This is a genomic window from Opitutaceae bacterium TAV5, assembly GCA_000242935.3.
GTDB lineage: Bacteria > Verrucomicrobiota > Verrucomicrobiia > Opitutales > Opitutaceae > Geminisphaera.
The window spans coordinates 1,170,556-1,186,129 of record CP007053.1; the positions used below are offsets into that span (position 1 = coordinate 1,170,556).

Below are 15,574 nucleotides of genomic sequence, written 5' to 3' on the forward strand. Positions count from 1 at the left end.
TGATCAGGTGGAGCGGTCGTAGGCGGTGAGGGCCACCATCGACTCAACCGGTTGCCCCGCAAGATAGCGGTTCACGTTGGCGAGAGCGTAGTCACCGCACAATGGATACATATCATCGGTCGGTCCGCCGATATGAGGGGAGACCAGCGCCTCGGGCAGGCTGACAAAGGGTGAGCCCGGGGAAACGGGCTCGCTGACAAATACGTCGCTGGCGACGCGCAGGCGTTTTTCACGGGCGATTCGCAAGAGAGCTGGCTCGTCAACCAGGCGCCCACGGCCCACGTTGACGAACACCGCGCCATCCGGCAGCAAGGCCAGGACATCCGGGCCAATCACACCTTGGGTCGCGGGAGTGAGCGCCTCGCAAGTCACAAATACATCGGCTCCGGCGCAAAGCTCCTCCAGCGAGGAAACCGGATGCGCTCCGTGTTCCTCCATGAAGGAGACCGGAACACCGGCTGAGTAAGCGTAAATGGATACGCCGAACGGACGCAGCAAGCCGATGAGCTTTCGTGCGATGGCTCCGAAACCATGGATGGCGACTCGCTTGCCATGCAGGCAGCGGGTGGCCAGTCGTTCCCGGCGGCGGTCATCAGGCCAGCCCAGGACGTCACGCCACGAAGGCAGATTGCGCAAACCGGCGAGAACGAGGAGCAACGCATGTTCCGCCACAATCGGGGCGACGAGCGAACCCCAGTTGCTGACGAGCAGCCCCCCTTCTATCTGTGCACGTGTCACCAGATGGCGCACCGAACCGGCGACATGACACACATACTCCACCGGCCCTCCCCCGGAACAGGCGAGCTCCCCGACGATGGCAGGCGTGCGCCATGCACTGACAATCACACGCGGACGGATACGCAGCACCCGCTCCCGCCAGGCATCGGGTCCCGCCAGCATCTCGACATCGCAATAATCCGCCCGTCCGTGGGCCGCGAGGTCCGCGGTTCCATTGGGGAAAAAGCATGCCCATTCGCTGTGATCCAGGGCGAAGAGAATACGCGAGGTTTCGGCGTGGGCTGAAGACCGCGGGGAGCAATACTCTTCGACAAGGGGGATTGCGGGCATGGCGGCATCTTGCGACCAGCCACCCGCGGGCAACAACCGCCGCGTTACTTGATAAATTAAGTGACCCGGGAACGAGGCACACTCCTGCGCAGGGTGGAGCCCGGATGCCACGAACCACGAATGAGGAGGCGCTGCGGGTGTTCGGGCACACCGCGCTCATTGCGCTGGATCATCGCGACCAGAAGATCCACGGCGGCCGCGCCGATGCGCCGGTTGTCCTCCAGCACTCCGCTGAGGCCGCTATCGGTTGAAGGGAGCATCGGGCAGGCAACGCCGAGGCGGCGGGGCACAGCGAGCGCCCATTGCTCAATACAGCGATTGAACTGCACGTCGCAGGTGAGAACCGCCTCCAGCCGATTGTCCAGTATCCAGTCGCGCAGAGCTTCCTCGGTCCACCAGCATTCACCCAAATAAGGCGGAATGTCGGGATGTCCGAGGAGGGTCCGGGCCGCGAGGTAACCCGCGAGAAAGTTATGATTGGTGCGTTGATCGTGACTGCGAATGGTTGCGAATCCGATCCGCCGGTATCCCAGGGCATGGAGTTTTTCCATCGTATCCAGAGTCGCCTGATAATGGGCGGGGGCGACCGAGTGCAGGTCCGGCTTCTTGAGACTGTATCCAAAAGTCACGGCAGAAAAATTCTCCCAGAGCAGTTCCGAAATGCTGGTATCGGGATTGGGCTGCGGGCAGAGCAGCAAGCCCTGGATGCCACGGGCCAGAGCGACATTGCTAACCCGCTTCCACGACCCCTCGGTCTCCGTCAGATCGAGGATAATCAGATGGTAGCCATGCCGGGCTGCCTGCTGGCGGGCTCCCTCTACGTATTCCACAAAATGCGGGATTTCCCGCCAATCGAAGTCGGCGGTGGTCGATGCCAGCCAAGCCAGATTGCCATGAAACCCCACAGGGTTGGTGCGCAAGCGATAGCGGGAAAGAGCGCCCAGCATCGGATCGGGCGCGTAGCCGAGTCTGGCGGCCAACTTTTGGACACGGACGCAGGTGCGGGACGGGATGCTGGGATCGTTGCGCAGGGCGAGGGAAACCGCCGCAATGGTCAGCCCGGCCGCCCGGGCAATATCCTTCTGGGTAATCCGGCGGGGAGTGCTCATGCCGAAAAGCCTACAATTCGTACTCAACGCAGGAGGCAACCGGAATCCCGCAGTGACAGGAATTTCACGGCGCCCCGGAAAGTGATTCCGAAGCAGCGACAGCATCCTCCTCGCCAGTGAACAGCACCGAGTTCAGCGCCACCGTCTGTTTGTAGGCCGGCAGGCCAAACTCCCGGTTGATCAGCAAACGATGCGTCAGGTTGACCGCAGCCTGGCCGATCACCTCATAGCGGGCGGTAAAATGCGCGACGCCGCGAGTCTCCGTCGATGAAAGCAGGACCTGCGGCAACCCATCCACTGCTGCCGTCATCCGGCGCAAAGGCTCGCTCAACTTCCGGGATAAAATCACCCCGTCGGGCCGGTTCGCCCGAAACCACCGCCCGAATGCCTCCGGCCGCTTGGGATCGATTTCGTAAAACGGCTCCCGCGGCCGTGGGCTTGCTCCGTGATAATGCAGCAATGCCGCCTCCAGCATGGGCCGTCTGAAAAGATGGGCGACCTCCGGATCCTGAATGAAACAGGGACCCCGGCAGCCCTGCGACTTCAGCCAATCCAGAGCAGTCTTGATGTCGGTCGCATAATCCCGCCCGACCGAATGCAGTGTCGGCGTATCCACCGCATGGCCGATCGACACCCACGCAAACCCCTCCCACGGGAAAGCCAGCCCGGTTCGTCCCGAACGAAAGGGTCCCAGTAATACTCCGCGAATACCACGCGCCCGCCAGATGGAAGCCAGCCTCGCCAACTCCCGCGATGTCCCCTGCTTGAAATGAAAATACTCCACGGCATAACCCAGCCGCGCTCCGTAATTCTCTACCGACCGGAAAAAGGATGACAGCCAAGGCATCGTCTCTCGCGGACAATCTCCGCACCAGGCGAGCGTCTCCCGATAAAAACTCCGCTGGCGGATTTTTGACATGCCCGCCGAAACCACCGGATCGAGCTGATACCCCGCCTGCTTCAACGCCGCTTGTACCCGTTCTGTCGTTGCACGACACACCCGTGGATCCTGATGCAAGGCACGGGAAACCGTCGAAGCGGAAAGCCCCAGCCGGGCGGCGATCTGACGAAGAGGAGGAGGCACGAATGCAACCGTTGTATTACCCTCCCCATCGCACAAGCGCGGAACGCCGGCAAGATGCGTTCCTCGTTGTTTTCCCAATCAGCCATGAACACCCGCTCCCTTGTTTCCACCGAATACAAAAAGCTCTGGTCGGCCCCCGGGCTCCAGGCCCGCATCGGCGATGGCATCCGGCGCCACCGCCAGAGCGACGCCGTCATCCGCACAACCGACTTCACGGGCAAACCCATGCCCGGCGTCAAGGTCCGCGTCCGCCAGCACGACTCGCCCTTTCACTTCGGGGCCAACCTTTTCAAGCTCGGGGATTACCCGCTGGATGAACTCAACCGCAAATACGAGGAGGCCTTCTGCGCCCTCTTCAACGGCGCGACGGTTCCTTTCTACTGGCGCACGCTCGAACCCGAACAAGGCCGTCCGCGCTTTGGCACGCACAGCGTGCCCCTTGCCCGCCGGCCGCCACCCGACAAAGCCGTGAAATTCTGCGAAGAACGCGGCCTGCGCATGCACGGCCACACCCTCGTCTGGAACCTTCGCAAATGGGGCATCCCCGACTGGCTGCCCGAGGATCCTGCCGAGGCCGCTCCGTTCTGGGAAAAACGCATCGCGGAAATCGCCGCCCGCTACGGCAACCGCATCAAGCGCTGGGATGTCGTCAACGAAGTCGTCGCTCACTACGAACGGCGACCCGTCGGCCTGCCCATGCAGCCGGACTATGCGGCGCGTTCTTTTGAATGGGCGGAAAAATACCTGCCCGCCGAGGCCCGCCTCGACATCAACGAGACGACCGGGGTCTGGGGCGTGCGGGCAGGGAATGCCTACACCGATGAATACGTCGCCCTGATCGAACGCCTCCTCGCCACCGGCCGTCGCGTCGGAGGGATAGGCCTGCAATTTCACCTCTTTAACGACAGCGACCTCGCCAGGGTTCTCGCTGGCGAGACCTACACACCGGAGTCGTTGCTCTCCGTCCTCGACCGCCACGCCCGCTTCGGACGGCCCATTCACGTCAGCGAGATCACGCTCACCGCCCCCGGCAACTCTCCCGAAGGACTCGCCGCCCAGGCCGAGGTCGTCCGCAATTTCTACCGCCTCTGGTTCAGCCACCCGTTCGTCGAGGGCATCACCTGGTGGAATCTGCCCGATGGCGGCGCGGCTCCCGGTGAGAACAAGGTTTATTCGGGACTGCTTTTCGACGACATGCGCCCCAAGCCCGCCTGGCACGTCCTGCAGGATCTTGTCCGCCGGGAATGGCGCACGCAGACGGAAGGCGTGACCGATTCCGACGGTTGCTTCCGCTTCCGCGGCTTCCACGGCTCCTATGTCATCAATACGGAATCCGGCAACGTTGACTCCGGTATCCAGTCTTCAATCACCCTCGAACCGGAGAAGACCGCAGAACAACTCATCCGCCTGTGACACCGCGTATGACCTGCACTGACAAGAACGGATAAAATCCAGCCATGAACCCCCATTCCCTTGTTTCCACCGAATACGAAAAGCTCTGGTCGGCCCCCGGGCTCCAGGCCCGCATCGACGATGGCATCCGGCGCCACCGCCAGAGCGACGCCATCATCCGCACAACCGACTTCACGGGCAAACCCATGCCCGGCGTCACGGTCCGCGTCCGCCAGCACGACTCGCCCTTTCACTTCGGAGCCAACCTTTTCAAGCTCGGGGATTACCCGCTGGATGAACTCAACCGCAAATACGAGGAGGCCTTCTGCGCACTCTTCAACGGCGCGACGGTTCCCTTCTACTGGCGTACGCTCGAACCCGAACAAGGCCGTCCGCGCTTTGGCCTGCACAGCGTGCCCATTGCCCGCCGGCCGCCACCCGACAAAGCCGTGAAATTCTGCGAGGAGCGCGGCCTGCGCATGCACGGCCACACGCTTGTCTGGTGTTTGCGCAAATGGTCCGTCCCCGACTGGCTGCCCGAGGATCCTGCCGAGGCCGCTCCGTTCTGGGAAAAACGCATCTCGGAAATCGCCGCCCGCTACGGCGACCGCATCAAGCGCTGGGATGTGCTCAACGAGCCGGTGGCGTTCTATGACCGGACGCCGCGCGGGATTCGCATGACGGACGATTACGAGGGAAAAGCCTTCGCCTGGGCCGAAAAGCATTTTCCCCCCGATGTCCGGTTCGATGTCAACGAAATCAGTCCCGCCTGGACGCAAGGCAAGATGGACGGCTGGACGAACAAGATGGGGGACCTCACCCTCCTGCTGGAGCGCCTCCTCTCCGCCGGGCGGCGCGTCGGCGGCATCGGGCTTCAATTCCACGTTTTCTCCGACGCCGAACTCGGCAAAGTGCTCTCCGGCCAAATCTGCACGCCCGAAATCCTGTTCAAGGCGCTCGACCACTACGCGCGATTCAAACTCCCGCTACACGTCAGCGAAATCACGCTCACCGCCCCCGGCAATACCGCCGAAGGTCTCGACGCCCAAGCGGTCGTCGCCCGCAATTTTTACCGCCTCTGGTTCAGCCATCCGACGGTCGAGGGCATCACCTGGTGGAACCTCCCCGATGGCGGCGCCGCGCCGGGAGAAAACAAGGTTTATTCCGGACTGCTTTTCGACGACATGCGCCCCAAGCCCGCCTGGCACGTTCTGCAGGATCTCATCCACCGGGAATGGCGCACCCAAACGGAAGGGATTACCGACGCCGACGGTTGCTTCCGTTTCCGCGGCTTCCACGGTTCCTATGTCATCAATACGGAATCCGGCAACGTTGACTCCGGTATCCAGTCTTCAATCACACTCGAACCGGGGAAGGCCGCCAGTCAGCTCATCCGCCTGTGAGCCCTCTGCCGTTTGGCCCGATGCCGAACGGCAACTCCCGGAAACGTGTAGTATCCGGTTTTTATCTGTGTAATCCGTGGTTAAAAGCAGAGTGAGGCGTTCAAGGCGTTCGCTTTGACCACGGATTTCACGGATGGAAAGCTGCTTTCAGGAATCGGGACTGGAATAAACTCCCTGTCTTTATCCGGGTTTCCATCCGTGAAATCCGTGGTTAAAAAACGAACAGGTTTACGGCTCCCGCTCAGTTCTTCAGCACCTGGATAAAGGCGTCGGGCGGGATGGAGACCTTGCCGATGAGCTTCATCTTCTTTTTGCCCTCCTTCTGCTTGTCGAGGAGCTTGCGCTTGCGGGAGATATCGCCGCCGTAGCACTTGGCCGTGACGTCCTTGCGCATTTCCTTGACGTTGTCGCGAGCGATGATCTTGCCGCCGATCGCGGCCTGGATCGCCACCTTGAACATCTGGGCGGGGATGATGTCGGCGAGTTTTTCGCAGAGTTCGCGGCCCTTGCCCTCGGCCTTGTCGCGGTGGACGATGCTGGCGAAGGCATCGACGGGGTCGCCGTTGATGAGGATGTCCATCTTGACGAGGTCGGCGGGCTGGTACTCGCCGAGTTCGTAATCCATGGAGCCGTAGCCGTGGGTAACGCTCTTGAGGCGGTCGTTGAAATCGACGAGGATCTCGTTGAGCGGTAGGATGCAGGTGAGCATGACGCGCGTGGCGTCGAGGGTGTCGGTGTGCTCGACGGTGCCGCGCTTTTCCATGACGAGGGCGAGGATGTCGCCCATGGACTCGTTGGGGATGTGGATCGCGGCCTTGATGGTGGGTTCGGAAATATAGTCGATGGTGCCGGGATCGGGCAGCATCACGGGGTTGTCCACCTCGATCTCGTCCTTGCCGTGCGGTTTCACGTGATAGACGACGCTCGGGTAGGTCGAGATGATCTCCACGTCGTGCTCGCGGCGGATGCGCTCCTGGATGATCTCCATGTGGAGGAGGCCGAGGAAGCCGCAACGGAAGCCGAAGCCGAGGGCGACGGAGCTTTCGGACTGGTAGAGGAAGGCGGCGTCGTTGAGGCGGAGTCGGCCGAGGGCGGCCTTGAGTTTTTCGTAGTCGTTGGACTCGAGCGGATACAGGCCGCAGAAGACCATGGGGCGCACTTCCTTGTAGCCGGGGAGCATCTCGGTAGCGGGGGTGCGGGAGAGGGTGACAGTGTCGCCGATCTTGATCTCGGAGGGGTCCTTGATGTTGGAAACGAGGTAGCCGACGTCGCCGGCGCTGAGTTCGGCGAGCTTGGTCATCTTGGGGGTGAAGACGCCGACTTCCTTGATTTCGGAGCGCTGGTTGGTGCTCATGAGCGTCATCTGGTCGCCGGCCTTGAGGGAGCCGGAGAAGACGCGGGCGTAGGTGATGACGCCGCGGAAGGAGTCGTACAGGGAATCGAAGACGAGGGCGCGGGTCTGCGGGTAATCGGCCCAGCGGGGAGGCGGGATGCGCTGCACGACGGCTTCGAGAATCTCCTCGATGCCGATGCCGGATTTGCCGCTGGCGAGGATGGCCTCCTCGGCGGGGATCATGAGGATGTCCTCGAGTTGCTGGGTGCAGAGGTCGAGGTCGGCGGAGGGGAGGTCGATCTTGTTGATGACGGGGATGATCTTGAGACCCTGGGCGGTGGCGAGGTGGGCGTTGGCCACGGTCTGGGCCTCCACGCCCTGGCCGGCGTCGATGAGGAGGACGGCGCCTTCGCAGGCGGCGAGCGACCGGGAGACTTCATAGGCGAAGTCCACGTGGCCGGGGGTGTCCATGAGGTTGAGCTTGTAGCGGTGGCCGTCCTTGGCCGGGTAAACCATGGCGACGGGGTGGCTCTTGATGGTGATGCCGCGCTCGCGTTCGAGGTCCATCGCATCGAGGTGCTGGTCGGTCATGACACGCTGCGCGACGGTGTTGGTGTATTCGAGCAGGCGGTCGGAGAGCGTCGTCTTGCCGTGATCGACGTGGGCGATGATACAAAAATTGCGAGTGAGCGAAACGTCCATGAGTGCAGTTGGTGCGCCTGCCGTCCGGCGATACGGAGAGGCGGGCGTCGGATGAAACTGCCCAGCGTGGACGGTGGCCCGCAGCTTTCAAGCGGCGAAATTCGGGGGATCGGGGGGGGGGAGCCCCCGGCAGAACCGTCCCCGGACCGGCCGGGCTGAGGCTTACGGCTTGGCCGGGGACTTCCGCCCGCGGCGGACGGCCGGCCGCGCAGGTGGCTCCGTCGCTCCGGCGGCTCCGGTCGCTCCGATTGCCCCGGCGGCCGCGCCCGCGCTGTAGCCGAAAATCGTCACCTCACAGCCCACCGCCACAAAACCCGGCGGCAACGGGCATTGCGCGCGCACGTCCGGCGTCTCGCAGTCGAGGCTGAAGATCCGGCCCGTCCTCAGACAATAAAAGTGCGGATGATGTCGCGGCGTCGGCTTTTCGTAGGACGTCGGCTGCCCCGGAAAACTCACCCGCGCGAGCGCGCCCTCCCCGACCTGCTCCTGGAGATTGCGAAACACTGTCCGCAACCCGATGCGCGGCAACCGGCGGCGCGCCAGCGTCCACACCTCCTCGGCAGTCAATGGCCCGGCCGCCTCGGCGATGACTTCGGCGATGGCGGCGCGCTGGCGCGTGGCATGAATGCGTTTCCCTTGGGCGGTAATCGGTGGCACGGCGACAAAATCAGGCAGATCGATAAGCGCCGGTCAATGCGCCGCGCACATTTGCTAATTTTGGCATAACGATGCCAAAAAAAGATCGCGCCCTTCGCGCCGGCCGGATTCACCTCGTGGCCGCTCGATGTTCGTTCACAGTTTTCGCCGGGCCGTCCCCGTTCGCTCCGCAAGCGACTGCGGGGCCGCACTCCGTCCCGGCGTCCGCAATTTTGAGGACTTCGCCGGATGCGGAGGCGCCGGAGTGGCACGGGAGAGTTTTTCCCCTGGTCAGGGTGATCCGCTCACGGTTTTGTCTCTCCGGTTTTCCGCTCCGGCGAAGCTCCCTCATGGTTATCCTTTACCTGATATGCCGGCCCCGGTAGCAGATTGCCCCGCTAACACACACCAACTTTCCCGGTTGCCACACCGCACCCTCCTGTGCGCCGGTCATGCCTTGTCTATCTGTCTTTATGGAATGGCTTCAAAACCTCTTCGCTCATGAATCCGTCGCCCGCACGGTCATCCTTCTCGGAGTCGCCGGCGGCGCGGGCATCGCTCTCGGAAAAATAAAAATCTGCAACATCGGGCTCGGCGCGGCCGGCGTCCTTTTCGCCGGACTGGCGCTCGGGCACTTCAAGCTGAGTTTCGATCACAACGTCCTCGAATTCGTGCGCGAGTTCGGGCTGATTCTTTTTGTCTACACGCTCGGGTTGCAGATCGGGCCCGGTTTTTTCGCCTCGCTGCGTTCGCGCGGGCTGATCCTCAACGGTTTTGCCGCGGCCATCGTGTTGTTCGGCGTCGCCGTCGCCGCCCTGTGGATCGGCACCGGCATGGTCGGGGTGCCCGCCGGCGTGGGCCTGCTCTCCGGCGCCACCACCAACACCCCGAGCCTCGCGGCGGCGGGGCAGGCGCTCGGGGAGGTCGGCGCGCCCGACGACGCCACCGCCATCCAGGGTCTCGCCTACGCCATCGCCTACCCGTTCGGCATCATCGGCATCATCCTCACGATGATCCTCGTGCGCGTATGGTTCCGGGTGAATGTGAAAAAGGAAGTCGAGGACGCCGAGGCCTCCCACCTGCCTTCCGTGCCGAAACCGACCACCCGCAACTTCGAGGTGCGCAACGTCAACCTCGACGGCCGCAAGCTCTCGGAAGTCCCCGGCCTCGCCGGCTCGGGCGTGGTCATCTCGCGCTTCTCGCGCAGCGGCGTCGTCGAGGTGGCCCGGCCCGACACGCGCCTGCAGCTCGGCGACATCCTCCACGCCGTCGGCCCGGAGGCCGGACTCGATTCCGTGAAAATCGTCATCGGCGCCGAAACCGGCGTGGACCTCAAGACGATCCCCGGCACGGTGACCAACCAGCGCCTGATCGTGACCAAGTCGGCCGTTTTCGGCAAACCGCTGGCCGGCCTCTCCACCTTCGCGCAACACCATGTAGTGGTCACGCGGGTACAACGCCAGGGGCTCGAGTTCACGCCTGCGCCCGGTTTCCGCCTGCAGTTCGGCGACGTGCTCATGGTGGTCGGCGAGCCGGCGCAGATCGAGGCCGTGGCCGCCGATCTCGGCAACTCGCGCAAGGCGCTCGACCTGCCGCAGCCCATGCCGTTTTTCTTCGGCATCGCCCTCGGCGTGCTCTTCGGCTCGATCCCGCTGTTCATCCCGGGCCTGCCGGCGGCGGTGAAGCTCGGCCTGGCCGGCGGACCGCTCGTGGTGGCCATCCTGCTCTCGCGCCTGACGACGACGGGGCCGCTCGTCTGGCACATGCCGCACAACGCCAACCACATGTTGCGCGAGATCGGCATCACGATGTTCCTGGCGGCGGTCGGCATCAAGTCGGGCGAGAAATTCGTGTCCGTGCTGCTCGGCGCCGACGGCCTGCGCTGGATGCTTTACGGCGCCGTCATCACCATCGTGCCGCTCCTCGTCGTCGCCGTGACCGCGCGGCTCTGGAAAAAGGTCAACTACGCCGAACTCTGCGGCATGCTCGCCGGCAGCATGACCGATCCGCCCGCGCTCGCCTTCGCACACCAGTCCACCGGCAGCGATGCTCCCGGCGTGGCCTACGCGACCGTGTACCCGCTGACCATGCTGCTGCGCATTTTTACCGGACAGCTCCTGGTGTTTCTCCTCTACAAGACCGCGACCGGCGGGTGAGCGGCGCCGACCGCCTCCCGCGATTTGCATCGTCACCGTTTCCGGCAACCTTGCGCGGCGATGAAACACTACACCTTCGCCCGGACATTTCGCGTGCTCTACGACAAGGCCGTCGGCCTCTACGCCAAAGGCCAGCGCGGCGCCGATACCTTTTTTAACGAACAGGAACAGGCGTGGCTCGCCGCCAACGGCATCACCCCGCAACACCTCTACGACTACGCCGAGGACCAGAACGGCGACGGCGAACCCGGCTACGACATCGCGCTCGGCATCGAAGGGGTGCGTCGCGACTATTTCCTCAACATCCAGGGCGGGCAACCGTCGCCCGGCCCGCTCCTCGACGAGGCCTCGCTGCCGCCCAAGGACGCCTCGGTGGCCGGCATCGTCTGGCTCCCCCGCATCATCCCCAAAGCCCGCGCCAAGCTTCACGGCGAACTGCCCGCCTCGCTCATGTACTGCTGCGGCGGCGACCGCCATTTTTTCAAGAGCAACGACATCTACCCTGCCGAGTTCCTCTCGCTCGTCTGGCGGGCCGGAAACAACGATCAGGCCATCATCGACCAGGTCGCCCGCCGGATCGCGTCGCGATCGTGATAAAAAAGGAGCGGCGGCATTCCTGCCGCTGCAGACGAGGCGCAACACGCCTCGCCCCCCCGCGGGTGGCACGCCGCGAATTTTCCAAACCGGCGACGCTTTGCGTCGTCGCAGCGGCAGGAATGCCGCCGCTCCTTTCGGCCGCTCCGTCAACGGACACAAAAAATCCCGCGCATTCAGCAGGCGCGGGATTTTTTCGTTTCCGGCTTTCCGCCGTCGGCGCGTCAGTTGTCGGAAGGCGCTTTTTTCGAAGTCGAGGCGAGTTTCGGTGAACCCGTCTTTTTTTTCCGGTCGTTCCCGTCCTCGTCATCGTCGTCGTCCTCATCCATGACCTGGGCCTTCTTGAACTCCTTGATCGACTGACCCAGACCGCGGGCCAGCGCCGGCAATTTGGCACCGCCAAAGAGCAGAAGCACAATGACGAGGATGACAATCAGCTCGGTACCGCCGATGCCCATAAACCCTGCGAGGAGGGGGAGATCAAGAGTCATGCCATCAATCTGGCCCGGAGACTGCCCGAGTAAAGGGGGAAACGCAGATTTGCCGGACGCCGCTGACGCGGCGGCGTCCGGGTGTAGGGTTCAGAGTTTGGAGTTTCGGCAATGTGGCACCTGCCAACCACTCTGAACCCTGAACTCTAAACTCTGAACCCTGAACCCTGAACCCTGTTGTAACCGCCAGCGGCTGAGCCGCTGGCGGTTACAACAGCTTGCCGGGCTCGTAACTTGCCGCGCCTTTCACCTTTTTCGCCACGGCAGCGACGGTGCGGACAAACGTGTCCACCTGCTGGGGAGCCGCGCCGACAAAGCGCTTCGCATCGGCGAGGATCGCCACGAGTTTCGTCCGCGACAGGCCGAGGCGCGTGTCGCCGGCGAGCAGGCCGGTCAGGTCCGTGCTGCCCTGCCCCGTGCGGATCGCCTTCGCGGCGGCGAGCGCGTGCTCCTTGATCGCGGCGTGCGCCGTCTCGCGGCCGGCCCCGGCCTTGACCGCCTCCATCAGGATCGTGGTCGTGGCGAGGAAGGGCAGTTGCCGCTCGTTCTCGGCCGCGATGGCGGCCTCGAACACATCCATCTGGTTGAGCACGGCGAGCAGCGTTTCGAGCAGGCCGTCGATCGCATAAAACGCATCGGGCAACGCCACGCGGCGCACCACCGAGCACGACACGTCGCCCTCGTTCCACTGGTCGCCGGCGAGCGCGCCGGTCATCGTCACGTAGCCGGAGAGGATCGTCGAAAAACCGCAGATGCGCTCGCAGTTGCGCGCGTTGACCTTGTGCGGCATGGCCGACGAGCCGACCTGCCCCTTCTGGAACCCCTCCGTCAGGAGCCCCTGCCCCGCCATCAGGCGCAGCGTGGTGGCGAAGCTCGACGCGGCCGCGCCCGCCTGGTGCAACGCCGAGACGACCTCGAAATCCAGCGACCGCGGATACACCTGGCCGACCGCGAAGAGCGACACGCGGAACCCGAGGTGTTTCAGCACGCGCGCCTCGAGACGGGCGACCTTGGCGGCGTCGCCGCCGAAAAGCGTGAGCTGGTCGAGCTGCGTGCCGACCGCGCCCTTGAGCCCGCGCACCGGATAGCGGGCGGCGAGTTCGTCGATGCGCGTGAAGGCGGCGAGCAGTTCCTGGCCGGCCATGGCGATGCGCTTGCCGAGCGTGGTGGGCTGGGCCGGCACATTGTGCGTGCGGCCCGTGAGCATGAGACCGCGGTACTGCCGGGCGCGGCGGGAGAGTTTCACGAGCGCGGCGGCCACCTTCATGCGGACGACGCCGAGCGAGCGGGCGATTTGCAGTTGCTCGACGTTTTCCGTGAGGTCGCGCGAGGTGAGGCCGAGGTGGATCAGTTCGCGCCCGGCGAGGCCGTTGAACTCCTCGATGCGCGCCTTCACGTCGTGGAGCGTGACGCGTTCGCGGGCGTCGATGCTGGCGAGGTCGATCCGGTCCTTGACGCGTTCGTAGTCGGCGATGGCGGCGGCCGGGATGGCCAGCCCGAGGTCGCGCTGGGCCTTCATCACGGCGATCCAGTAATCGCGCTCCAGAGCGATGCGACCGGCAGGCGACCAGAGGGCTTTGACGAGTGGCGAGGCGTAGCGTTCGGCGAGGACGTTCGGAATGGTGGACATGGAAAAAATGAAGAATGAAGAATGAAGAATGAAGAATGAAAGGCGAAACCGGACGGAAACGCGGAAACCGGACATTCTGCATTCGTCATTCTTCATCAGCGCGAAGCGCGCAGTGCCGGCATCCCGGATTTCAGCTTTTACAACGTCAGGCCATTTGCTACGCAGCACCCCTGATGTTTTCGCTCAAATCATTGTTCGGAAAAGACGAGAAGTTCTACGACCTTCTCGAGGCCAGCGCCGAAGAAGCGCTTGTCAGCACCCGACTTCTCGCGACCTATCTCAAACGCAGCGAATCGTTTACCTCGGCGGGCGACCTTGACGATTTTATCCAGAGCCGCCGCAAGGACAAACGCATCACCCAGCAGATCACCGAAGAGCTCTGCAAAACCTTCGTCACCCCGATCGAGCGCGAAGACATCGAGGAACTTTCCCGCGCGCTCTACCGCATCCCCAAGATCGCCGAAAAACTCGTCGAGCGCCTCTCCATCTATCCGGGCCGTTTCCCGCGCGAGGGTTTCCAGCGCCAGACCGAGCTGCTCGGCCAGGCCGCCGAGGCCGTCGTCTTCATGGTCAAACAGCTTCGCAAGGGCGCGAAGCTCGAAGGCGTGCAGGAAGCCAACGAACGCCTCCAGTACGCCGAAGGCCAGGCCGACAAGGTCATGCTCGGCCAGCTCAAGGAGCTCTACCACGGCCCCTATGACGCGAAAGAAACTGTCATTCTCCAGGAGCTCTTCGAAATGGCCGAAAAGGCCATCGACCGCTGCCGCGATGCCGGCAACGTCGTTTTCCAGATCGTCCTGAAATACTCCTGAGCCGCCGCGCCCTCCCCTCCCACTCCCTCCTTTAGACCGATGACCCTGTTTCTCGTGGTTCTGGTGGCGGCCCTGGTGTTCGAATACATCAACGGCTTCCACGACGCGGCCAACGCCATCGCCACTGTCGTCTCGACCAAGGTGCTCACGCCCCGCCAGGCGATCATGCTGGCGGCCTTCTTCAACCTTTTCGGCGCGCTCATGGGCACGGCCGTGGCGAAGACCATCGGCAACGGCCTCGTGGCGGCGGAAGCCATCACCATGACCACGGTGCTCGGCGCGCTCATTGCCGCCATCGTGTGGGGCCTGTTCACGTGGTGGCTCGGCCTGCCCTCCAGCTCCAGCCACGCGCTCGTCGGGGGCCTGTGCGGCGCGGCGCTCTCCACGGCGCACGGCAACTGGGGCGTCCTCAAGTGGTCGATCTACAATCCCGAGCACCACATGCAGGAAGGTCTCTGGCCGAAAATCGTGATGCCGATGTTCGCCTCGCCGGTGGTCGGTTTCATCGGGGCGGCAATCTTCATGCTGTTTCTCTACGCGGTGCTGAAAAAACTCACGCCGAGGATCATCAACGCCGTCTTCGGCAAACTCCAGCTCGTGAGCGCGAGCTGGATGGGTTTCAGCCACGGCTCCAACGACGCGCAGAAGACCATGGGCATCATCGCCCTCGCCCTGTTCACCGGCACCCAGTCCGGCGCGTTCGAGAATCTTCCGGGCTGGCTGCACTTTCTCGACACGCCGACCTTCGATGTGCCCAAGTGGGTCATGATCACGTGCGCGCTCACGATGGCGGCCGGCACGGCGGGCGGCGGCTGGCGCATCATCCGGACGATGGGCCACAAGATGGTGAAGCTCCAGCCTGTCCACGGCTTCGCCGCGGAGACCACCGCCGCCCTCATCATCCAGGCTGCCTCGCACGTGGGCGTGCCGCTCTCGACGACGCATGTCATCTCGACCTCGATCATGGGTGTGGGCGCCACCAAGCGGTTCAGCGCCGTGAAATGGGGCATCGTTTCCCGCATCGTCTGGGCGTGGGTGCTCACGCTCCCCGTCACCGGCCTGATCGGCTGGGGCGCTTCGGAAATCATGCACGGCTTCGGCATGAAGTGAAAAACAGGGCTTCGGCCATGGTAGCGCGTCCACGCTGCCGCCGGTTTGATTTCA

13 protein-coding genes are annotated in these 15,574 nt (G+C 63.7%); 6 read left to right on the forward strand and 7 right to left on the reverse strand.

Annotated elements, in window-relative coordinates:
* Positions 1–3: 3 nt before the first annotated feature.
* From OPIT5_05485 to OPIT5_05495, 3 genes are all read right to left on the reverse strand, one after another.
* Positions 4–1,068 (reverse strand): phosphoglycerate dehydrogenase, encoded by a 1,065-nt coding sequence (locus OPIT5_05485; protein AHF89763.1) that lies wholly within the window; start codon positions 1,066–1,068, stop codon positions 4–6.
* A 56-nt stretch (positions 1,069–1,124) separates the two neighbouring features.
* Positions 1,125–2,177: a LacI family transcriptional regulator gene (locus tag OPIT5_05490; GenBank protein ID AHF89764.1), complete on the reverse strand. Its 1,053-nt coding sequence runs from the start codon at positions 2,175–2,177 to the stop codon at positions 1,125–1,127.
* 64 nt (positions 2,178–2,241) lie between these two features.
* A complete protein-coding gene (locus OPIT5_05495) occupies positions 2,242–3,096 on the reverse strand; it encodes a transcriptional regulator (protein AHF89765.1) in 855 nt (284 codons plus the stop codon).
* A 249-nt stretch (positions 3,097–3,345) separates the two neighbouring features.
* On the opposite strand from OPIT5_05495, the gene OPIT5_05500 reads away from it, so the two are divergent.
* Both OPIT5_05500 and OPIT5_05505 read left to right on the forward strand, forming a co-directional pair.
* Positions 3,346–4,674, forward strand: coding sequence for a glycoside hydrolase family 10 (locus OPIT5_05500; GenBank protein AHF89766.1), 1,329 nt, complete (start codon positions 3,346–3,348; stop codon positions 4,672–4,674).
* Positions 4,675–4,718: 44 nt separating this feature from the next.
* Positions 4,719–6,056, forward strand: coding sequence for a glycoside hydrolase family 10 (locus tag OPIT5_05505; GenBank protein ID AHF89767.1), 1,338 nt, complete (start codon positions 4,719–4,721; stop codon positions 6,054–6,056).
* 241 nt (positions 6,057–6,297) lie between these two features.
* Here OPIT5_05505 and OPIT5_05510 read toward each other — a convergent pair whose 3' ends face one another.
* The gene (locus OPIT5_05510) at positions 6,298–8,091 is read right to left on the reverse strand and encodes a GTP-binding protein LepA (protein ID AHF89768.1); all 1,794 of its coding nucleotides are present in this window, start codon (positions 8,089–8,091) and stop codon (positions 6,298–6,300) included.
* A gap of 162 nt (positions 8,092–8,253) precedes the next feature.
* Complete coding sequence (locus tag OPIT5_05515) at positions 8,254–8,748, reverse strand: Fur family transcriptional regulator (GenBank protein AHF89769.1); 495 nt, start codon at positions 8,746–8,748, stop codon at positions 8,254–8,256.
* Positions 8,749–9,200: 452 nt separating this feature from the next.
* Here OPIT5_05515 and OPIT5_05520 point away from each other — a divergent pair, with 452 nt between their 5' ends.
* Both OPIT5_05520 and OPIT5_05525 read left to right on the forward strand, forming a co-directional pair.
* A complete protein-coding gene (locus tag OPIT5_05520; GenBank protein ID AHF89770.1) occupies positions 9,201–10,883 on the forward strand; it encodes a permease in 1,683 nt (560 codons plus the stop codon).
* A 60-nt stretch (positions 10,884–10,943) separates the two neighbouring features.
* Positions 10,944–11,477, forward strand: a complete 534-nt coding sequence (locus OPIT5_05525) for a hypothetical protein (protein AHF89771.1) — start codon at positions 10,944–10,946, stop codon at positions 11,475–11,477.
* 224 nt (positions 11,478–11,701) lie between these two features.
* Here the strand turns inward: OPIT5_05525 and OPIT5_05530 are convergent, their stop codons facing one another.
* A complete protein-coding gene (locus tag OPIT5_05530) occupies positions 11,702–11,968 on the reverse strand; it encodes a preprotein translocase TatA (protein AHF89772.1) in 267 nt (88 codons plus the stop codon).
* A gap of 208 nt (positions 11,969–12,176) precedes the next feature.
* On the reverse strand, positions 12,177–13,598 hold the full coding sequence (locus OPIT5_05535; GenBank protein AHF89773.1) for an adenylosuccinate lyase: 1,422 nt from the start codon (positions 13,596–13,598) through the stop codon (positions 12,177–12,179).
* A 173-nt stretch (positions 13,599–13,771) separates the two neighbouring features.
* On the opposite strand from OPIT5_05535, the gene OPIT5_05540 reads away from it, so the two are divergent.
* A complete protein-coding gene (locus tag OPIT5_05540; GenBank protein AHF89774.1) occupies positions 13,772–14,410 on the forward strand; it encodes a phosphate transport regulator in 639 nt (212 codons plus the stop codon).
* A gap of 39 nt (positions 14,411–14,449) precedes the next feature.
* Positions 14,450–15,520, forward strand: a complete 1,071-nt coding sequence (locus OPIT5_05545) for an inorganic phosphate transporter (protein ID AHF89775.1) — start codon at positions 14,450–14,452, stop codon at positions 15,518–15,520.
* The last annotated feature ends 54 nt before the right edge of the window (positions 15,521–15,574 follow it).